Here is a 21891-nt window from a genome sequence, read left to right on the forward strand (position 1 = left end):
ACTCTTAAAGCATGATCTCACGGCTACTTTTGGATGGGATGTTAAAAACCACACCTAACTGAAAACGCTGCTGCGACTCGATCGTACTACGCTGATCTGTATTGTAATCCTGTTTGATCGGTATGGAGTAGCTGGCCATCAACATGATGCGTGATACGAAAGCTTGCATGCCCAAAGTCCCCAATAGTGCATTTCCACCAGTATTAACTTGTTTGAACCCCTCGTCCGTATGTATCTCGGACTGCTCATAGGTCATACCAACGTAGGGCAACAGACTGTAGCTGGGTTGGATCAGTGCATAGTATGCCTTAGCGGATACACCGAGCTGATTTCCAAAACGATAGTGAAGGTCGTTTTCCGTATTCATCTTATATGACCCTTCGAGATTCAGTCCAAAACTTTTATACTTCACCGTATAAATCCCTGAGAGGATATAGTCCAGACTACCCGACCCCAACTGAAAGTTTCTGTTGATCAACACATCATTCTCCGCAGCGTCATAAGTCCCTACTGGAAACTTGAGCCCCGCCCCCACTAGCAACGAATGGTTCAAATCACGAAAATTCTCCGACGAAGTGTTGAGTACATTGAAATATCCCATCAAGATCGGATCGCCTATGCCATTCACTTCGGTCTTTTGACTATTTCCATCCATACTGTTGATGCTATAGGGGACAATCGCCGAAAGCTGCCACCGTTTACTAATCACATAGCGTCCCATCAACTCCATCGTCCGATAGGTATCATCCGAGTACTCATCGGGTATAGATTGATTATCTATGTGCGCTTCGAAATGCGATTGGTTGTAGCGTATCCCTATAAAATGTGTCGGGTTCTGGGACAATATCCCAAACGAATACCCGCCCAATTGGCATCCGCAGATATCACAGGCCCATACACTGGATGCGAATAGAGACAGGAAAAGTATGATGCTTAGTTTTCTCATGGAGCAAAAAATAATGGATTGGACACGAACTCCTCATCGGTCAATGTCTCTAGAAATGTAATAATGTCTGACTGCTGTGCGTCACTCAGTGGGATTCCCAAAATCCCCCCTGCTTGCAGTAATGGATCGAGTGTAGCAGACTGTTGTACCCCACTGCTGTAGTGGGTCAGCACCTCATCCAGCGTCTCGAATCGTCCGTCATGCATGTAGGGAGCCGTCAAAGCGATGTTTCGAAGGCTCGGCACTTTGAACTTCGCCAAGTCCCCGTTCTCCTCTGTGATCAAGTAGCGACCTATGTCAGTCACCTCAGTATCCAAACCGTTATTTCTAAAACTACCATCTGTGAAGAGGTTACCCTCATGACAGGTGGCACAGTTCTCCTCGAACAACGCCAAACCCCGCAACGCAGACTCGCTCAGTGCCGCCCCTTCGAGCAAGTACTGATCGTAACTAGAATTAGCAGATACCATCATCACCATGAACTGAGAGAGTGCATGCAGCATACGCGCACTGTTGATCTCTGTTCCCTCACCGAATGCAGTGGCAAACTTCTGCTGATACAAAGCACTAGCCCGCATCTTCTCGATGACAACTGCTATGTCCTGATCCATCTCGACGGGATTGGCGATGGGATTGAGCGGAATAAAATCCACGTGTGTCACGCCCCCGTCCCAAAAGAACGCATTGACAAAGGCCAAATTGAATATTGGAGGTGCATTTCGCGCACCGATCTGTGCGTCTATCCCGATACTCAGTCTATGCTGAGGGTCTGCAAAGGCGACCCGTTGGTCATGGCACGAAGCGCAGGACACGGTACTGTCTCTTGACAAAAGAGGATCGTTGAAGATGAACTTACCCAGTTCGAATCCCTCTTTTGATATAGGGTTGTTGTCAAATGTATAAGTCGCTGCTGGAAAATGCTCCGGCTGTACAAAGCCAAAGGGAATCTCGCCTTTGTCTCCCTCACAGGCCATCAATAGCCATCCCATGACCAGTAGAAACCCTAATTTCTTTCTCATCACAAGGGGTTGTTGTGCACATGATCAAAGCGAAACATACCGGGAATATTGTCCGCATACTCTGCGCCTGTTGCTGCGTCATGGATGCTGTTGCGCTTCGAAAAATCAAAGGTCAACCCTCCATCCAAAAACTTCGCTATATCTATCACCAGATGAATCTCTGGTTTGTAATCTGGCGTGATGCGTATCTCATCCATCGCGATCGTCACCTCTCTGACATTATTAGGAGACTTCCATCCTCCGATGTGATAGCCAAATCCATGTGGATTAGTCTCCTCGATCGTATCACCAAAAGACTCTCCTGCAGAGGACGAAGACTGCCCCTCTACTTTCATCCCGATGTAGCCAGAGCTCCACGCCCAAAACATCCCATCCAAGATGATACTGGCACCTTGATCTACCCCTTCTTCTTCTATCCCTATCTTAAATGATATCTGATCATACACCCCCGGAGCGATCTGATCCACCGTCAAAGTCTGACTACTCAGGTTAGACTCATCTATCAAGTAGTAGCCATTGACATCATCGCCTGCTATAGACAGCTCATCCGCATAGTAGGCTCCATCAGGGCCTTCCAGTACGATTTCACTGACGATGTATTTGACCAAAGTCAAATTGTACTGCTGCCCCAAGACAGTCGTGTAAGGATAGTCCTCGTTACCAGGGTTGGCCAGTAGCCCCGCTTGTATGTCTCCGACGACATTGTCAAATTTGATCTCTACTGTCCCAGTGCTCACACCATTGTCCTCTTCAGTACATTGGCTGAAGAGGATGATAGTGGATAATAAAAGCGTATAAACTGCTTTTTTCATTCGGTTGCTATTCATGTTCGTGTGTGCTTTCTGCGTCGTTTTCAACTGATTCGACAGCAAAAGCACTCATCAGATTGTTTCCTATTGGCTGGCTCTGAGCGGGAGCGTGAGCAGTCGCCAAAGTCGTAAAATCAATGTCCGTCTCTCCTGTCAGAGCTTTCAACACATCCGACGTGATCGTCACCATGGATGTAGATGCACTGCTGATCATCACATGTGTACCTAGATCCAACGTGATCGTCTTGATGTTACTAAAATCCTCCCCTTCTCCACCGAGGTGATAGGCAAGTGACGCTGCTTCGTTTTGTCTTCCGTGGTGTTCGCTGGCTTCACCGTGTTCTGCGGCTCCTTCGAGTTTGTATCCAATGTAGCCAGAGTTCCAGCTCCATACATACCCGTTGGACTCACTCAATGCACCACCTTGTGCGCCCTCAGAAAGGTAATCCATACTGACTCCCAGCGTGAAAGTCACCGATGTGTAGTGTCCCATAGGCACGTCTTTGAGTGTGATCATGTGCCCAGAAATACCATCTACGGTCTCCTCCACGAGATAAAACCCTAAGGGCTCTTCCGCACTATACACAACTTCGTCGGCATAGTCTGCTGTTCCTTCCATGCCTGTCAGTTTGATCTCAGAGATATAATATCCCAGCAGATCCACGTTGAACGCCTGATCCAATGCGTTGGTCAAGTTATAGTTGGTCGATGCGTCTGCTTCCAATACCAAATCAGCATCTCCTGCGACATTGTCAAACATCAGTGTGACAGTACCAGGCATGTCCATTTCGCCACCTTCGTCCTCATCGTCACACGCACTAAAAAACACGATCGCAGCAAGTGCAATCACCATATTGTAATATTTCATTATTTCGAATTGATTAAAATCTATTAATAAACTAATTGAGCCAAATGACTCGGGTGGGACGATGCTAGAGCCTAGACTTTAAGAAACAAGACATTAGATCTAGATGTTAGACTTTAGACAATAACTGTAGTTCAAGCTCTTCGCCTGTGACACACAGATCATACAATGTGACTAAAGAACCAAACTAAAACCGTCAGCCGTTATCACTAAGCCAACAATCCTTCCCACAAAAAATAAATAATCAATTCAACCCCGAGGTGGAGTAAAGATTTGCTGTAGATAAGCCGTATAGTTCAAGATGCCGGGCAGCACTTGATAAGTGTTCTGGAGTAGGCCGATGTGCTTGTCAAAAGCAATTGCCTCCTGTATCTGAGCAAAGAAGACAGGTGCAGACTTGATGTTGATCGTTTCGTTCTCTTGCTCCTGTTGCTCCTGCGCAGCTTGTAGTTTTTTGGCGAGGTAGCATTTTCCATCACAGTTGAGCATAGGCTTGTCTCGATTGATACAGAGCACCTCTGCGATGTAGTCCTGACGCATCCCAAAATCCATATAGATCAACGGCACAGCCAGTGTACTCGCCAGCGTATTGAGCACCAGTAGATAGATCAATATGTGTTTGATGATATGCATCGCCGCAAAAATGCTGCTGAAAAAAACCAAAGACAAGACAAGACTAAGAAATAGTTTCTCAGTTAGTCGTCCTAAATCCCCCCCTCTTTTACAAAGTAGTCCATAGCAGCCAACCCAAAAGACTCAAGATCTCGAGAGACAGATGATCGGACTTTGGAAAATTCACAACATCAAAACACACGCCTATCCTGCCTAAAATGGCTTTACAATTTTTGATTCACCACTTTTAGCATTAGTTTAACTGTCCGATCCATGCAACCCGAAACCTACTACCATGTCTACAACCACGCCAACGGCTCGGAAAACCTCTTCCGCTCAGACGAAAACTATCGTTACTTTCTGCGCCAGTGGGTCAAGTATATAGAACCCATCGCTGGCACCTACAGCTATTGCCTGATGCCCAATCATTTTCATGCTTTGGTTCGGGTTTATGATGAGAATAAGGTGCTACAATTTATCCATACCAAGCAGCCAACCCTCCAAGGGTTTGAAACCCTTGAAGGGTTCTCTAACACCATCAGCAGACAGTTCTCTCATCTATTCAACAGCTATACGCAAGCCTATAATAAAATGTACAACCGCCGAGGCAGCTTGTTCATACCCAATTTCAAAAGAATAGAAATCACCAGCAACGACTACCTCACCAAGGTCATTCACTACCTGTCCGTCCGGAAGGCGGGCATCCATCACAATCCTATTCACCATCGATTTGGCAAGCAGTACGACGACTGGCCTCACTCCTCCTATAACCCTCTAATTAGTAACCAGCCCACACGCCTACAGCGACAGGAGGTTATCGAATGGTTTGGTAGCACAGAAGCTTTCAAATCTTTTCATCAACAAAACATCATCTATCCCGACCAGATCAAATTAGAATCGTCAACGAAAACCCCTAACCCTCCAAGGGTTTAGAACCCTTGGAGGGTTACTATATAAAACAATAACCAAGACCCTAAACCCATGATCAAACGAACCCTATACTTTGGCAATCCCGCCTACCTCAGCACCAAAGACCAGCAGCTGGTCATACGGTTTCCCGAAGGGGAAAAAGAGAACGTCACCATCCCTATAGAAGACGTAGGCGTAGCGATACTCGACCACTATGGCATCACGATCTCAAAAAACACCTGCTCCAGCTCCCCACCATCGATGTGATGCTGGGCAAAGAAAGGCGCCCACTCATGATCGCCATTCAGTACACTACTGCCAGCCTGGCAGACTGCCTGATGGGCAAACGAGACAAGCTCAAACTCCCCGAGAGATGCAAACCCATCGCCTAAACCAATACAGAATCATGTGGGTAATGGTGTTTTTTGATCTCCCGACCGATACCAAAAAGGACAGACGCAATGCGGCCAGCTTCCGAAAAAAGTTGTTGAAAGATGGATTTAGGATGTTTTAGTTTTCGATCTACCTGCGCCACTGCCCCAGTAGAGAAAACGCAGCAGTACACATCAAACGTGTCAAGATGAACCTGCCTCCCGATGGCTATGTGGGCATCATGGTGATCACCGACAAACAGTTCGGCAACATGGAACTCTACTTTGGCAAAAAGGAAAAGGAATTGCCTGCCGTACCGCAGCAACTGTCCCTATTTTGATCATTGTCCTAGGTCAATCGACCAGATTGGGAGAGATTCAATACCTCTCTAAATTCGGCAGACAGCTTTGACACAGATTGAACCCTTGTCCTCGCTGCGAGCGAGAACAAGGGACACAAATCAATAAAAAACCCGACAGGGTTTTAGCAGCCTTTTTTACCGCCCAACTACCCCTTAAAACACAACAGAACAGATAGTTACACCTACCTGTGCTGTTAAAAACACCAATCTGTTAGCCAACCAACGGCTAAATCAAATGTTCATCTTGTACCTCTACCAAGAGGTTATCAGAACTGTTGAGTCTGGTAATAATCGATTCTGTTTTGGGTAATTCGTATTCGAAGTAGTAGCGCATGGTGTAGAGCTTGCTCTCGTAGAATTCGTCTCCACGGTTTTCGTTGACGGCTATTTGACTAGGGATCGCTTGTAACAGCCACTGCCAACCCACTGCTACCAAACCAAATAGTTCCAAGTAGAGTGTAGCGTCGGCCATAAAGACTTCCTTTTTCTCCTTCATCGCCATGGTCGAGAGACGCATCGTTACGTTCTGCAACCTAAACAAAGCATCTCCTAGTCTTTCTCCATACTTATTCAACTCCAGAATCTCCAGTTTCACCTTCTTGATCGTCTTCGTCACCTCTTCGGTAAATGCCCTAAAGGCGATCCCTCCTCCCATGATAATTTTACGACCTAACAAGTCCAATCCATGGATCCCTGTAGTTCCCTCATGCAGTGTGTGAATTTTGATATCTCTGTAATATTGCTCTACTGGAAAATCCTTGCAGTACCCTGCCCCTCCAAAAATCTGAATTGCATTGGCGGTACATTGTACCCCATACTCACTCGGAAAGGTTTTAGCTACAGGCGTCAAAAGATCCAGCGTCAATTGATAAATTTCTTTGCTTTCTACCCCCCCTCCTTTGATGATATCAGCATATCTCGCACAATTCATCAATAGTGACAAAGAGCCTTCCGAGATCGCTTTTTGCTGTAGCAGCATACGCTTCACATCGGCATGTTTGATAATGGGCACTTGGGGTTTGGATACATCTTTCTCATCAGGGAGACGGCCTTGCAGTCTTTCCTTCGCATAGTTGAGAGAAGTATAATAGGCAGCTGAAGCTATCGCAGTGGCACTCAGCCCTACACCTATCCTAGCTTCATTCATCATCTGAAACATCTGCGCTAGTCCTTGATTCGCTTCACCTAACAGATAGCCATAGCATCTATCTTCGTCACCAAACGACAAATGAACTATCGGAGTACCCTTATAGCCCATCTTGTGATAGATACCAGATGTCTTGATGTCGTTAAGTACAATTTTATCCTCTTCGTTGGTCATCTTCTGCGGCACCAAAAACAAAGACAAGCCTTTGGTACCCTCTGGAGCATCCTGTATTCGTGCTAACACGAGATGGATGACGTTCCCTACGCCATCGTGATCTCCAGCAGAGATAAATATCTTTTGACCTTTGATCCTAAAAATCTCATTCTCTTCATTGATCGGCACAGCCTTCGTTTTCAGATCAGACAGCGAACTGCCAGCATCTGGCTCGGTCATCGCCATGGTCCCTTGCCATGCACCGTTGTAGAGGTTGGGCACATAAGTATGCTTTAGGAAGTCAGAGCCATAATGCTCTATCAACCTAGCTACACCAGTCGACAACTGTGGAAAGACACTCGCAGAAAAATTAGCCGCCCCAAAAATATAATTCGCCGCTGAGCTAATCATTATGGGTAAATCCATCCCTCCAAATGCAGGTCCTGAACTGGCAGAAATCCACCCACCTTCTCCGAATTTTTTCATCATGCTGCGCACTTGAGGATGCACCTTCACCTTCCCTCCTTCGAGCCTAGGTTCCTGTTGGTCCATTTCCTTAAAGTAAGGGTGTAATTCATTTTGAGCCAACTGATCAGCAGCATCCAGCATCATTCGGATACTATCCAAATCATGTTTTTTGTAAACCCCCAACTTGAGTACACCCTCAATGTCAAAGACTTCTGTCAATAAAAACTCAAGATTTCTACGAGAATAGTATTCTGCCATTGTACTGCGTTTAATAAAAAAATATATGAAGAATGAAGTTAACAAATCAGCACATAAAACTGCCATTCTCCTTTGCATATTCTAGCTAAAAACTAAACCACTATGGGTTGAAAGTACCATAGGTTTAGGAGAGAGTGAAATTCTCTACATCCGGAATCAAGACCTTAGATCGCTAGACACTAGCTTCTAGAAGCAAAAGCGAGATACTCTAAAGCACATAGTTTTAACGCCAACTCTGACCAATAAACAAGGCTCCTTCTCAAAAAAACAACTTTATAATAAATAAGGTTTCTTTTAAATTAAAGCTCCTCGTCATATATTGAATCTGAATAATCAAACCCTAAGACTTTGTCAAAAAACTCAACCATCATTCAACTCTCGTTGCTCATTTGTCTCTCCATGTACGGGTGTACGAGTTCGAAAGAACTCGTGCTAGATGCAGTATGGGAGCAAGATCAATTTGAATCCAGAAAATTTCGGAAAATAGCCGTATTTGGCCTCACAGACTCTACACGCGCTAACATCCGATTTGAAGAAAATGCCGTTCGTAACTTCAAAAGCAAAGGCATAAGAGCAATAGCCGGACATGAGGTATACAACATAGCGCTAGAAGGTCCTATAGACCCAGATCACCTCAAGAGATACTTATTTTCATTGGGGTTTGATGGTATCCTTACTACCGCACTGATAGACAATATCTCCACAGATAATGAAGACATCAGTGATGACGAGCTCCAGCAATACACAGAGGGCATTTACAAATTCGGGCAGTACTTTCAAATCAGATACGAAGAATCCCAAAAGCCCTCCCATGACATATATGGTGTACTGGAAGCCAACTTCTACTACATCATGGACTATAACGAGTTCGATGGTAGTGGTCTAGTTTGGATATCTCACTATCAGATCGACCCTGAGTATAGAGCGACCTTTGAGGTAAGTGAATACTCAAAACGAATCGTCAACAGTCTATTCGAAGACCAAGTGATCCTTCGAAAGTGATCACACGCTATTGCTTTCCGTATACTTCTAGTATCCTAGCCATTCTAAGCATTTGTCCCTGATCAATTGGACTAGATTTTTCTTAGAATTACTATATTAGAGGTATAGAGAGATGGAATCAATACGCAGACTGTAAAGGAACTTTTGATTCTTGAAAACTAAATTATTCAACAACAATAACATCAAAACAAAATAGCATGAAAATACTGGTTTGCATCACACACGTACCTGATACGACTTCCAAAATCGCATTCACGGACAACAACACCCAGTTTGACAAAACAGGTGTACAATACATCATCGGACCTTATGACGACTATGCACTGGCTCGCGCCGTGGAGCTCAAAGAGCAGAGCAGTGGCACCATCACTGTCATCAACGTAGGAGAAGCCGAAACAGAACCAACGCTCCGCAAAGCACTAGCGATAGGAGCAGATGACGCCATTCGTGTCAATGCAGCCCCGAAGGATTCATTCTTTGTAGCGAACCAAATCGCTGCGATTGCCAAAGAAGGGAATTACGACCTAATCATGATGGGGAGAGAATCCATAGATTTCAACAGTGGCGTAGTACACGGCATGGTCGCGGAGCTTTTGGGTATCCCGTGTCTATCGCCTGTGATGACACTGGATATAGACGGAACTACTGCTAAAATGACCCGTGAAATCGAAGGAGGTAAGGAATCCCTAGAGGCAGAACTACCGCTTGTACTGGGGTGTCAAGAGCCTATAGCTGAGTGGAAAATCCCAAACATGCGTGGAATCATGACGGCCAGATCCAAACCACTCCATGTAGTCGAGCCTTCTGACGATAGCGCACGAACGAAACTGAATAACTATGAACTACCCGCTGCTAAAGGTGCGGTAAAAATGATCGATGCGAACAATGTGTCCGAACTCGTTGATCTACTAAAAAACGAGGCGAAGGTCATTTGATCCATCCTTTAGAATCATTGTTAAACATAGAACAAAAAAAGAAATGTCAGTATTAGTATTTATAGAAATATCAGAAGGAACCGTTAAGAAAACTTCACTCGAAGCAGTCAGTTATGCCTCAGGCATAGACTCAGCAGTGACGGCCATTGCGTTTGGACAAGCAGACGAAGCAGCACTACAGTCTGCAGGTGCAGCAGGCGCAACGAAGATTTTGCATGTCAGTGATGCCAAATACAACGAAGGCAATATCCAAGCCTATGCCTCTGCAATCGCCAAAGCAGCAGCCAACGAATCAGCAGACACAGTCGTGCTGGCCAACTCCTCACTGGGTGATCCAGTAGCAGCTAGACTCGCCATCAAAATGAACGCCTCCCTAGCGAGTCAAGTGGTAGAGTTGCCTGATACCTCCAATGGATTCACGGTAAAGAGAAGCATCTATACAGGTAAGGCTTTTGCTCATGTCGACCTCACAGAAGGTAAACGTGTGATAGGTATCAAAAAAAATGCAGCAAGCATCAAAGAAGATGGTGGTACAGCTACGATAGAAGCCTTCACGCCAGATGATCAAGCGGGTGATTTCAAAGTCAAAATCCTCTCGCAGGAAAAGGCAACAGGAGATGTACTACTGCCAGAAGCAGAGATCGTAGTATCAGGAGGTAGAGGCCTCAAAGGCCCCGAAAACTGGGGCATGATCGAAGACCTAGCCAAGACTCTCGGTGCGGCTACTGCATGCAGCAAGCCTGTCTCGGACATGGATTGGAGACCTCATCACGAACATGTTGGTCAAACGGGTATTAAAGTGGCTCCTTCTTTGTACATTGCGGTCGGAATTTCAGGGGCGATCCAACATCTCGCTGGAGTCAATGCTTCGAAGGTCATCGTTGTGATCAACAAAGACGAAGAAGCACCGTTTTTTAAAGCGGCAGACTACGGTATAGTAGGAGATGCTTTTGAAGTAGTACCAAAATTGACGGAAGCATTAAAAGCGATAAATAGTTAATACAGTTTGGAGAAAATTAAGTTAGATATCATCGGCCTCTCATCTAGTCACGCACAATCGGGTTCGTTTGCGCTCGTGCTAGGCGAGAGCCATGGAAAAAGAAGGTTGCCGATAATTATAGGGATGTTCGAGGCACAGGCCATTGCCATCGAAATAGAAAAGATCACGCCCAACAGACCCATGACCCATGACTTGTTTAAGTCATTTGCGGGGAATTTTAATATCAGCATCAAACAAATTTTAATTTCTGACTTACGCGAAGGAGTCTTTTTTGCACGGATCATCTGCGAAGATGCCCAAGGGAAAACCGTAGAAATCGACTCTCGTCCCTCTGACGCCATAGCGATAGGCATACGATTCAATGCTGAAATCTATACCCACGTATCGGTCATAGAAGAAGCCGGAATCGTCGTGACAGATGAGTTCGAAGAAGAACTCGACACGATGGTCACTACCGACGAGGAGGAAGAGGATGCGCCGATAGGATCTCCAGAGTATCTCAAAAACCAAAGCATAGATGGTCTCCAAAAGTTGCTAGATCAATCCCTGAGTGAAGAGGATTATGAAAAAGCCGCTAAAATAAGAGACGAACTCAACCGCAGGAATTAACGTTCCTGTTGATACAAAAAATCAAAAGCCATTTATCACTGATAAATGGCTTTTTTGTTTCTCGCTGTTATTCATAAACCCGGACTTCAAGGATCAATCCGTATTTCTGGTGAGAGATCGAGGATTACTTCGTGATTCAAGATTCATTGTTCGACATTCATGATTGTTTTTCGTGAATAACCATCTCTTATAAGTCCTTGAGGTTAATTTGAATGATTGGAATAAAGCATCGAACCTGTCTACCGAGTTTACCCCTCAACAATCTGCGGGTGATAGATCATCTGAAGCATCTTGAATAGATCAGGGTGTTTTTTCTCTAACAGATGAGGACGCTTATGATAGTACTCTGAGATCACTGCAAAAAATTCAGCATCCGAGGTGGCTCCATAGGGATTAATATCTGATTCATCGGCCTTGATCCGGCCAATCTCACGATGCACCAGTTTAGTCCACGGATTCACCATTTCCTTTGGCAGAAAGAGCTCTGGGATTCCATCTACATCACCATCCGACTTGTCAAGCAAGTGTGCAAACTCATGAAAGCCGACATGATTTTTGTTGGTTTTATTGTCAAAGCCTGAATACAGAGCAGGTTTGGACAGCAGCATCACATGATCCATATTGCCCCCACTACCAACCATACCTAATATATGATGATCTTCACTGATCTGATAGTTCTCATCAAAGTGCCCCGAGTACACGATCACTTCCTGTAACGATCCATACTGCCACCGCGGCAAATCCCAAAAAGGCACAATAGAACTAGCCGCCACCAAAAGGCGACACTCATCATCCAACTCAAAATCTACAGCCGTGATTTTAATAGTAGAGAAAAAAACAGCAACTCGCTCTTCGAAGACTGCCTGATCTGAACGATCCAAATCTTGATAAAAACTAACTTTAGAAGCTAATACCTCACGCCACTGGGGATTGAAAGCAACGGCTGCACTACGTGCTATACGGTAAGACCGAAAGAGTAAGCCAGCCATCATACCTAATACGACCAAGAACCAAACGATACCCAAAGCATCTTGGTACACACCAATCCCCATGATGATCCCCACAAAAAAGAGTATCCCTAAAAACAGTCGTGTAGTAAATGAAGTCTGCATAAATCAAATTTTACCCGAAATTGTACAATTCAAAATTAAACTCTACCATACTATGGACTGAAAATTCGATAGGCTTAGTGGGACATAAATATCTCTACATCACCGAATCAAGACCTTAGATGACTAGACACTAGGTTTTAGACATAAGAGCATCACGTTTTGTCTAAATACTCGTATGTGATTCGGCTCTTTAAGTAAAACCTGAACAACACCCATCAAGCCTCTTCGCTACCAACAGAACCGGTCTCACTCGGGAGCAAATGATAGACTTTGTCAGGAGTTAGCCCCGGTTCATCCTGATGTGAAACGTAGAGGATGGCCGTATTACTTTCCTTAGCGATCTTATTGATCAGAGCAGTCATTAGCCCTGTATTGGCATCATCCAGATCAGAGGTAGGTTCATCTAATATCAACAGTGGCGGGTGCTTGACCATCGCCCGAACGATGAGTACGAGTCGCCTCCATCCTATCGGTAAATCTACGAATGGCTTATCTTTCTTTTCTTTGAGACCTATCAAATCCAGCCAAGCCTCTGTGCGTTTGCGCTGCAGCTCTGTAGGTCTATCATAGAGTCCCACAGAATCATAGTACCCTGATATGATCATATACTCGATACTCTGGTTTCGCCAAAACTCATAGGTCATCGTAGAAGTATAGTATCCAATATTTCGTTTGATATCCCAAACAGACTCCCCGCTTCCCTTCTGATAGCCAAACAAACGAATATCCTGACCAAATGCTTTTGGGTTATCGCCTGTGATCATCGTAAGTAACGTCGTCTTACCTGCGCCATTGGGACCTTTGAGTTGCCAAAACTCTCCTCTCTTGATCTCCCAACTGATATGTTGCAAAATACAACGGTCACCATAGGAGACTTTCACATCTTTCATGTAGATAAGCACCTCTTCGTTCAATATCACTGGACTGATCGGCGCAGGGATTTCTTGGTCAAAATTAACTTCTACACTACCCTCCGTATTAGCGACGAGAGGAATCAGTTGCCCATTCTCATAACACAAACTCTCATCAGCAAAGGTTAGAAAATCACGCCTACGACTGACAACATTGATCATAGATACAGTATCAGACTGCACCTCTATCTGCACCATCAACGCTTCTCTTCCTGCTATGTCAAGACTATCTAGCGGGTTGTCCAGCACGATAGCCTTAGGCTTACTTTTGAGGATATGTGCCAACAAAGCACGCTTTCGCTCACCGCTAGACATAGACTTGAGCGTCTGCCCTCTATCATTGGTTACTTCATATATATCATGCACTTCTTCCTCCCTGATATATTTGGCAAGTGCTATGGCAGAATAGAGTACGGTCTCTTTGCCATTGACATCAGGTAAGATCACTGACTGACTGCTCAGTTTCTTGATCAACTCTTCTTTCCCTGCTCCATTCGGAACTAAGATATTCCAGTGTTTTGTTTTGCTCATCTAATCGCTAAGATAGAATCCCTTCCATTAATTTTTAACTCCTCTTGTAATAAAAGCTAGGTCAACTTCGTCCAATGAACAAAATAGGATTTTAAACGACAGCAACGAAGAACTGGCTATCCTGCTAAAACGCAAACAACATGCTCAAAAACTACTACATCACCGCGATAAGAAACCTCCAGAAGCACCAGAGCTACTTCATTCTCAATATCAGTGGTCTTGCCATCGGTATCGCCAGCTTCATTTTTATATCCTTGTACATATACAATGAACTAAGCTATGACACCTTCCATAGCAACGCCCAAAACACCTACCGTGTGCATGTCGCTGGGCAAGCCATGGGACAAAGCATGGACATGGCTGTCTCTGCCTCTCCTATGTCAAAGGCGCTCGTCAACGACTACCCAGAAGTCGACAAAGTAACTCGGGTCAAAGAAAGTGGTGCCTGGTATATCGGCTATGGAGACAAAAAATTCAACGAAGACGGCGTACTATTTGCGGATTCCAGCTTTTTCGATGTATTTGATTTCAACTTACTAGCGGGAGACCCAAAAACGGCTTTGGTTCACCCCAGGTCCATGATATTAACCGAATCCTATGCGAAAAAATACTTTGGAAATGAAAACCCCATGGGCAAAAAAATCACCGTAGAACAAGACACTATCTTCTATACCGTCACAGGTGTCCTAGCAGACATTCCTGATCACTCTCACATACATTTTGACATGCTAGGCTCGATTAGCACCTATAAATTTTGGGACAACAATCAATGGGTATCACATAACTTCTACACATACCTCACACTGAACCCGAATGCAGATCGAACGCACTTTGAATCCAAAATGCAAACTATGGTCACCAAATACATGGGGCCTCAAATAGAACAGTTCTTAGGAATCACGATGGATGAGTTCGGCGCGTCAGGCAATTCGTTTCGTTATTACCTCATGCCCCTAGAAGACATTCACCTTTACTCTGACTCAGACAGTGAATTGGAGGCCAACAGTGACATCTCATATATCTACATCTATAGCCTGATCGCTATCATTCTACTATTCATTGCGGTGATTAACTTCGTCAACCTAGCCACAGCACAGTCCTCCTCGCGTGCCAAGGAAGTCGGGGTTCGCAAAGTATCGGGTTCGTCTAGACAAGGGTTAATTTTTCAATTTATTTTCGAGTCCATCATCCTATCCTTACTCTCAACTGCTGTAGCTTATATATTGATCGTGTTCCTCATGCCCTACTTTACGGCCCTCATTGGCAAAGAGCTGTCGATAGACATGACGACTAACTATATCGCATGGCTCATTATGCTCGGATTGGCAGTTGTCATCGGTATACTGGCAGGATTCTATCCAGCATTTGTATTGGCAGCATTCAAACCAGCACAGGTACTCAAAGGCAGCTACCGTTCTGGAGTCAAATCAGGCTGGCTGAGAAACCTGTTGGTGATCGTGCAGTTCACAGCATCCATCGTGATTATCATCGGTACGGTGGTCGTCTACAGCCAAACCAACTATATGATGACTAAGAACCTTGGTTTTGATAAAGAACAAGTAGTCGTCATCAGGCGTCCAGATGTGCTACGAGCCAATCTCGAACTCTTCAAAACGCGTATACTCCAAAACCCAAACGTCAGTGCAGTAGCCAACTCCGTCTCTATACCAGGCAAGGATCGCTACAACAACAATGCATTCATCAAAGAAGAAGAGCCTGAGCTACCCTATATTTTGTATCAAAACAATGTGAGTTATGGCTATGGGGAATTGATGGGACTGAAATTAACGCAAGGAAGATTCTTCTCTAGAGACTATCCCAGCGACTCGAGTGCTGTAGTGATCAACGAAGCGACTGTCAAATCACTAGGATATGATGAGCCACTTGGCAAACGTTTTATCAACAAAAACCGGGATGGTAGCATAGACTACTTGACGATAATTGGAGTCGTAGAAGACTACCACATTGAATCACTACATCGACAGATTCCTCCTACTATACTGACACTGATGCCTGGCAACCTCGAAGGTTATGCTATTGTCAAAATCAACACGACAAACAACGTAAATGAGACAATTAGTTACATAGAATCGACTTGGTATGACCACAGTTATGGCAAGCCCTTTCAGTATTTTTTCTTTGAAGAGGACTATCAAAAACTATATAAATCTGAATCTACCACAGGCCAAGTCTTTTTGGTATTTGCTGTGCTATCAATATTCATTGCATGTTTGGGGTTAATAGGTCTCATCACCTACACCTTGGCGATTCGCAAAAAAGAGATAGGTATCCGCAAAGTCCTAGGAGCAAGCACCCAATCTCTCGTTCAACTACTATCTACGGAAATCATTAAACTGATTGCGGTTTCCACACTGATCGCTTGGCCTTTGGCCTACTTTGCTACAGACTACTGGCTACAGAATTTTGCGAGTCGTCTCAGCGTCAGTCCTTGGACCTATATACTCGCCACTCTAGTCGTCTTCTTGATCGGTTCGATTGCCATTAGTTTTCAAACCATCCGTGCTTCATTGAAAAATCCAGTCGAAGCGTTAAGACAAGATTAGAACTACACTGTCATAAGCCTCACAGTATTAGAATGTGATTAGACTTCAATTAATTAGTCCAAACAGACATGTTTTTTGCGCCCTTTGAATTAATTTTCTACATAGTTAACAGCAAATAAAATATTAGACCAATGAATTCACAAGAAGCACTTAGTAGACTAAAAGACGGTAACGCCAGATTCGTATCAGGTAAACCAACAGCCGCCACACAAAACCAAGACGCAAGACAGCACTTGACTGAAGGTCAAAGCCCTTATGCAATCATCCTATCATGTGCAGATAGCCGTGTTGCACCAGAGCTCGCATTCGATACAGGTCTCGGAGAACTCTTTATACTCAGAGTAGCTGGAAATGTGGCCAATACCTCTACTATTGCTAGTATAGAATATGCAGTCGCTAATCTAGGGACTAAACTAATCGTATCTATGGGACATGAAAGTTGTGGTGCAGTTGGTGCAGCAGTTGCTGGCGGAGACAATGGCCCCAACTTAAACAAACTCGTGAGTTACATCCAGCCTTCGGTTGACAAACTCGGTAAAGATGCTCCTGTAACGGATATAATCAAAGAAAATGCAAATCACTCGATCGCGACTTTGCTTGAAAAATCAGACATTATCAAAAATGCGGTAAAAAATGATGGCTTGGAATTAGTCTCTGGCTACTACAGCCTATCGACTGGCGAAGTAGAGTTTGGATTCTAAAACTCCTATTTCACAGTAAAACAAAAAGAGGCTTCCCTGAAGGGAAGCCTCTTTTTGTTTTATCAATATTTGCATCTACTGAATAAGCTCAGTAGGTACTTGTCATTCTTAGTTCTGTCCGAATACATATCTCGCCATTACTCCAGCACCAAACGGCTCAATGAATGTATCTTCTACTATCCAAAAAGTGGGTCTAACATCTACACCTACTGCCAATGGAAAATCAAAATGATACTCTAATCCAAACTCAGCACTAACACCAAATAAGAATACACTATCATCATAATCATCATAGTGATAGAAACCACCATTACCACCAACAAACATAGATGGTCCAGCACCAATGTACCAATTAAATCCATCCTCTCCACCAATAGTCAATGGCTTATAAAAGAAGTCCCAAAGTAAATCTGCACCAAAACCAAAACTATCATTGTAGCCAGGGTGTCTGTCTACTCCAAAAGAAACATTACCATGTAGTCTGCTAAATTCGCCTAAAGAGAATACCGCATCAACTGCAACATTATTCCCTCCAACATCACCTACTCTACCACCTATCTCTTGTGCTCGTAAGCCTGCTCCTGTCGTTATTATTAAAGCTATTGCTACTAATATTTTTTTCATGATTGAATTTTATTAAGTGAATTAATTAGTAGCAAAACTAGTCATCTCACAGGATTAAACTATAAACAATCCAATAGAAATTAGGATTCTAAGGCAATATCTTCAGCCCCATGAGTGAGTTTTTTGAGTTTCCTCAAGAAGACGACCAATAGCAGACCAAACACTACCGAGAAGATTCCAATCCCAGCAAAAACCTCATACTCCCCAAAATGTGAAGCTGATTCTCCCAGTAGACCTGCAACCTTGTTACCTAGACCTGTCATCGCAAAATAAAGGCCCATCATGATCGACCCATATTTGACAGGAGCCAACTTTGTCACAAAAGAAAGCGATACTGGAGACAAACATAATTCGCCTACTGTATGAAGTAAGTAAGCCCCTACGATCCACCACATACTCGCCAGATTCCCTCCCGACGCTTGGATCGTAGCGCCGACCATGAGTACAAAACCTAACCCCATGATCATGTTGCCAGTAGCCATTTTGAATAGTGCAGAGTCTTCCTTGCCTTTGTTACTCATCCATGCCCAAAAACCAGCCACAGGAATACCAAACAAAAGAATAAAGCCTGGATTGAAAAACTGGAACTGCGCAGCTGTCATCTCAAACCACCCAAACACACTTTTGTCCGTCTTTTGATCTGTGTAGAGATTCATCAAACCACCTGCTTGTTCAAATGCACCAAAAAATGCAATCACCATGAGAAAGGATATCAATAACACCACTACTCTATCTCTCTCTATCTTATTGAGTTCATATTTATAAATATTGATCCCAACACCCAAAAACACCGATGCGATAATAATCATCACCCCAAAGAGATAACTCACATCCACAAAAACATAAGCTCCGAGCATTGCGACCAATGCGATCACGATTATAGACAAAGGGTTTTGTTTAAGCCGTGCAAGGTGAACCGATTGATCGGGCAAAGCCTCCTCTATTGATTCTGATTTTTTCAACTCTCCTATACCTTCGAGATATTTTCCGCCCAACATAAATTGAATTTGACCAAAAAGCATCCCTATACCAGCCAATCCAAATCCCCAGTGCCAACCATATACCTGACCTACATATCCGACGATCAGCGAAGATAACGCCGAACCTAGATTGATCCCCATATAAAATATCGTAAAGCCTTTGTCACGGCGTGGATCCCCTTGCTTATACAATTGTCCCACCATAGTCGAGATATTGGCCTTGAGTGCGCCGACTCCCAGAACTATCAATGTAATCGCGGCATAGAACACCATCTCACCAGGCAGCGCCATGACACCATGACCGAGCACCAATAGTCCACCACCTATCATGACGGCTTTCTTTTGACCTACAAATTTATCGGCGAGTATTCCTCCTGGAATCCCCATGATGTAGACCATCATTGTATATGTACCATAAAGGGACAGCGCCTCTACTTGGCTCCACCCAAACCCTCCGTTGGCTATATCATCTACCAAGTAGAGCACGAGCAATCCGCGCATTCCGTAGTAACTGAAACGCTCCCACATTTCCGTAAAGAACAATACAGTCAATCCCCTCGGGTGACCAAACAATTTCTTTTCTCTCAAATCTTCCATCTTATCTTTTTGGGTTGTAATCGATCGCCAAAATAGTAAGAATTTACCTGAAATAATAAAAGCTTTTTATAATCGGTCAATCAACGCTTTTGACCTTTCGATATGCTAGGCGTTTCTTCTGCACTGGTGTAAAATTACCGCCAGGCAGTATCTCCTCACTCATGTAATATATCGCAGCATCTTTAACAGGATTTTCTCTATGATTTTCGTTCCATGACTGCATCGCCCAGTCCAAATATTTCGTGCGAGAAACGCCTCTTCCAGTTCGTAGATTCTTATAGAACTTTCTCTGTCTGTGATTAGGATACATAGCCGAACAGACTGCTGGTTTTTTCCAAGTGACCGAATCTCCACCCTGCAAGAAATCAACCCAAGTCCCATCCGAAAGTTGTGCTTCGATCACTAGCCATCCGTCAGATTTCTTAGGACCACCAAACAAATTCCAGCTTTGGTTAAGACGAGATTGGCGAACAAATCGAGACAAATGTGTCTGATACGGAATGACCTTTTTAGACCTCATCCCACTATAGATCATCACAAACAAAAACAGGCTTGCTGCGATAAAACTCCAGCGTCCCCTCCAGTGAGACTGAAATTCAATATTGTACTTATCCCATATTTTACTCGATCTATCTCTTCGAGTAAACCACTCCCAAAATCCAGAAGGAATAACCGCCACCCATAAGATCATCCCTAGCCAAGGAAACATTCCAAGCTCCATAAACCAGAACAAACCAAAATGAAAAAGCACATAAGAGATCACCAATACAGCCCTCATGATACCACGATACTTGGGAATCAAAAGTCCCCACCAGAGGAAGCGTTCAAGAAAAAGGGTGGCATAATTCAACAACCACATCAACCATGAATAACCCAATAAAAATAAAGCACTCTTCTTGGCATAGGTATGAAGATTCATACTATAAAAAATTCCAAGCCCATCGAAATTCCAAGTTCCATTATTCTTGGACATTCCCGCCATCGAGTACATCAAAATCAACTGAAGGAGAAACAAAAAAGTCCATGGAGAACTAAAGCCGAATTGAGATTCTAAGTCAGTCGGTTTTCTGCGAGCATCCATAGACCAAACCTTGGCGATAGGAAGAAAGATAGACAAGCAAAGCACGCAAGCCAAGAGCAAATCTCCAGCATTGTTAACCGCCGGGTTTCGCAGCTGCAATGACACTATCAAAACATAAGTAGCAACAGTCGCCCACTTGGTAAAAAAACCCAGTGCTATCATCAAAGAAAAAAGTGCAGTAAGCCCAAACAAAAAGTACTGCCAATCAGCAGTACCATACCATGCATGAATAGACCCATACATTTTCAAAACATCAGCCGACTGCAACACTCCATCGTCTGTATAAAACATCTCTAAATCCTCGAATCTCACCCAAAGATCTAGTAACACAAAAACGCCTAGCAACATCCTAAATACGGCCAAAGACCGTAGATCCATGATCGAAATCCTCTCTAGATATTTACAAAAACGCTTCATTTTTAGCTTATTTCACAACACTTTCCGAAGAGACACAGCACCTAAAACCTATTATACCAATAGATACTTATAACTATCTGAATAATAGATTTTAAAATCATAATTTTTAGATTAGGCTAAATTGAATAATCACGCGAATTCACGCATAAATTTAGCCGTCGAAGCGACAGCATCATCTCCCTCTGCTACAGCCTTTACAAAAGCACTCCCTATGATCCCTCCTTTCGAAAATTTCGTCACTTGATCAAAGGATTCCTTATCCTTGATCCCGAAACCAGTCACCAGAGGATTCTTCAAATTCATCGCTTGGAGTCGTTTAGCAAAGGCTTCAAAATCTTGGCTGAAATTCTTATTCACACCTGTCGTAGCAGCGGACGAAACCATGTAAATAAAGCTATCCGTATGTTCGTCAATCAACCTGATCCTGGCATCTGTAGATGAAGGAGTGATCAGGATAATATTACGCAAACCATAGCGCTCCACGACATCCTTATACTCGCTGATATACTCCTCCACTGGGAGATCAGGAATGATCAACCCATCCGCTCCTACTTCTTGGCATTTCTGACAAAACTGTTCAAAGCCATATTGTATAATCGGGTTCAAGGAACTCATCATAATCAACGGCAAAGACACCTTATCTCTCACGCCTGACAACTGATCAAAAAGCAACTGAACCGACATGCCATTATCTAAAGCTACCGTATTACTATGTTGTATCGTTGGGCCATCTGCGATCGGGTCTGAAAACGGCACCCCTACTTCGATCATATCCGCTCCACTACGCTCCAACTCTACCAGTACTTTCATGGTATCATCCAATTTTGGATATCCTGCGGTAAAGTAGATAGATAAGATATTATCCTTTGATTCCAGTACTGTATTTATTCTATTACTCATCTTCTCTA

The 21891-nt window shown here is 43.9% G+C and carries 21 protein-coding genes; 9 read left to right on the forward strand and 12 right to left on the reverse strand.

Annotation, left to right across the window (positions count from 1 at the left end):
* Positions 1-4: 4 nt before the first annotated feature.
* From BUB99_RS18180 to BUB99_RS18200, 5 genes are all read right to left on the reverse strand, one after another.
* Positions 5-946 carry a transporter gene (locus BUB99_RS18180; protein ID WP_084190656.1) on the reverse strand — a complete coding sequence of 314 codons (942 nt, stop codon included), beginning with the start codon at positions 944-946 and terminating at the stop codon, positions 5-7.
* Positions 943-1965: a cytochrome-c peroxidase gene (locus BUB99_RS18185; protein WP_073124953.1), complete on the reverse strand. Its 1023-nt coding sequence runs from the start codon at positions 1963-1965 to the stop codon at positions 943-945. Before BUB99_RS18185 ends, BUB99_RS18180 begins: the two co-directional genes overlap by 4 nt.
* On the reverse strand, positions 1965-2777 hold the full coding sequence (locus BUB99_RS18190; protein WP_139281092.1) for an MbnP family protein: 813 nt from the start codon (positions 2775-2777) through the stop codon (positions 1965-1967). Before BUB99_RS18190 ends, BUB99_RS18185 begins: the two co-directional genes overlap by 1 nt.
* A gap of 7 nt (positions 2778-2784) precedes the next feature.
* On the reverse strand, positions 2785-3642 hold the full coding sequence (locus BUB99_RS18195) for an MbnP family protein (RefSeq protein ID WP_073124957.1): 858 nt from the start codon (positions 3640-3642) through the stop codon (positions 2785-2787).
* A gap of 246 nt (positions 3643-3888) precedes the next feature.
* Positions 3889-4272, reverse strand: a complete 384-nt coding sequence (locus tag BUB99_RS18200) for a hypothetical protein (protein ID WP_084190657.1) — start codon at positions 4270-4272, stop codon at positions 3889-3891.
* Between the two features lie 252 nt (positions 4273-4524).
* Here BUB99_RS18200 and BUB99_RS18205 point away from each other — a divergent pair, with 252 nt between their 5' ends.
* The 3 genes from BUB99_RS18205 to BUB99_RS20700 all read left to right on the forward strand — a co-directional run bounded on the left by BUB99_RS18205 (position 4525) and on the right by BUB99_RS20700 (position 5872).
* Positions 4525-5184: a hypothetical protein gene (locus BUB99_RS18205; RefSeq protein WP_073124959.1), complete on the forward strand. Its 660-nt coding sequence runs from the start codon at positions 4525-4527 to the stop codon at positions 5182-5184.
* Between the two features lie 48 nt (positions 5185-5232).
* Positions 5233-5427: a hypothetical protein gene (locus BUB99_RS18210; protein WP_073124965.1), complete on the forward strand. Its 195-nt coding sequence runs from the start codon at positions 5233-5235 to the stop codon at positions 5425-5427.
* Between the two features lie 259 nt (positions 5428-5686).
* A complete protein-coding gene (locus BUB99_RS20700; RefSeq protein ID WP_289847941.1) occupies positions 5687-5872 on the forward strand; it encodes a CRISPR-associated endonuclease Cas2 in 186 nt (61 codons plus the stop codon).
* A gap of 247 nt (positions 5873-6119) precedes the next feature.
* Here the strand turns inward: BUB99_RS20700 and BUB99_RS18220 are convergent, their stop codons facing one another.
* Complete coding sequence (locus tag BUB99_RS18220) at positions 6120-7919, reverse strand: acyl-CoA dehydrogenase (protein WP_073124966.1); 1800 nt, start codon at positions 7917-7919, stop codon at positions 6120-6122.
* Between the two features lie 348 nt (positions 7920-8267).
* Here BUB99_RS18220 and BUB99_RS18225 point away from each other — a divergent pair, with 348 nt between their 5' ends.
* The 4 genes from BUB99_RS18225 to BUB99_RS18240 all read left to right on the forward strand — a co-directional run bounded on the left by BUB99_RS18225 (position 8268) and on the right by BUB99_RS18240 (position 11465).
* A complete protein-coding gene (locus BUB99_RS18225; RefSeq protein ID WP_139281093.1) occupies positions 8268-8921 on the forward strand; it encodes a hypothetical protein in 654 nt (217 codons plus the stop codon).
* A 197-nt stretch (positions 8922-9118) separates the two neighbouring features.
* Positions 9119-9856 (forward strand): electron transfer flavoprotein subunit beta/FixA family protein, encoded by a 738-nt coding sequence (locus BUB99_RS18230; RefSeq protein WP_073124970.1) that lies wholly within the window; start codon positions 9119-9121, stop codon positions 9854-9856.
* Between the two features lie 43 nt (positions 9857-9899).
* Positions 9900-10856: an electron transfer flavoprotein subunit alpha/FixB family protein gene (locus BUB99_RS18235; protein WP_073124972.1), complete on the forward strand. Its 957-nt coding sequence runs from the start codon at positions 9900-9902 to the stop codon at positions 10854-10856.
* Between the two features lie 6 nt (positions 10857-10862).
* Positions 10863-11465, forward strand: coding sequence for a bifunctional nuclease family protein (locus tag BUB99_RS18240; protein WP_073124974.1), 603 nt, complete (start codon positions 10863-10865; stop codon positions 11463-11465).
* 248 nt (positions 11466-11713) lie between these two features.
* Here the strand turns inward: BUB99_RS18240 and BUB99_RS18245 are convergent, their stop codons facing one another.
* Entirely contained in the window at positions 11714-12577 is an 864-nt protein-coding gene (locus BUB99_RS18245; RefSeq protein WP_084190658.1) for a M90 family metallopeptidase, read from the reverse strand.
* A 215-nt stretch (positions 12578-12792) separates the two neighbouring features.
* A complete protein-coding gene (locus BUB99_RS18250; protein WP_073124976.1) occupies positions 12793-14019 on the reverse strand; it encodes an ATP-binding cassette domain-containing protein in 1227 nt (408 codons plus the stop codon).
* 140 nt (positions 14020-14159) lie between these two features.
* Here BUB99_RS18250 and BUB99_RS18255 point away from each other — a divergent pair, with 140 nt between their 5' ends.
* Positions 14160-16583 carry an ABC transporter permease gene (locus BUB99_RS18255; RefSeq protein WP_073124978.1) on the forward strand — a complete coding sequence of 808 codons (2424 nt, stop codon included), beginning with the start codon at positions 14160-14162 and terminating at the stop codon, positions 16581-16583.
* A 131-nt stretch (positions 16584-16714) separates the two neighbouring features.
* Entirely contained in the window at positions 16715-17284 is a 570-nt protein-coding gene (locus tag BUB99_RS18260) for a carbonic anhydrase (protein ID WP_073124980.1), read from the forward strand.
* Between the two features lie 108 nt (positions 17285-17392).
* Here the strand turns inward: BUB99_RS18260 and BUB99_RS18265 are convergent, their stop codons facing one another.
* The 4 genes from BUB99_RS18265 to trpA all read right to left on the reverse strand — a co-directional run bounded on the left by BUB99_RS18265 (position 17393) and on the right by trpA (position 21883).
* Positions 17393-17908 (reverse strand): hypothetical protein, encoded by a 516-nt coding sequence (locus BUB99_RS18265; RefSeq protein WP_073124982.1) that lies wholly within the window; start codon positions 17906-17908, stop codon positions 17393-17395.
* Between the two features lie 80 nt (positions 17909-17988).
* A complete protein-coding gene (locus tag BUB99_RS18270; protein ID WP_073124984.1) occupies positions 17989-19485 on the reverse strand; it encodes a peptide MFS transporter in 1497 nt (498 codons plus the stop codon).
* A 76-nt stretch (positions 19486-19561) separates the two neighbouring features.
* Positions 19562-20983 (reverse strand): HTTM domain-containing protein, encoded by a 1422-nt coding sequence (locus BUB99_RS18275; RefSeq protein ID WP_084190659.1) that lies wholly within the window; start codon positions 20981-20983, stop codon positions 19562-19564.
* Between the two features lie 129 nt (positions 20984-21112).
* Positions 21113-21883 (reverse strand): tryptophan synthase subunit alpha, encoded by a 771-nt coding sequence (gene trpA, locus BUB99_RS18280; RefSeq protein WP_073124988.1) that lies wholly within the window; start codon positions 21881-21883, stop codon positions 21113-21115.
* Between the last annotated feature and the right edge of the window lie 8 nt (positions 21884-21891).

The organism is Reichenbachiella agariperforans, assembly GCF_900142205.1.
Lineage (GTDB): Bacteria > Bacteroidota > Bacteroidia > Cytophagales > Cyclobacteriaceae > Reichenbachiella > Reichenbachiella agariperforans.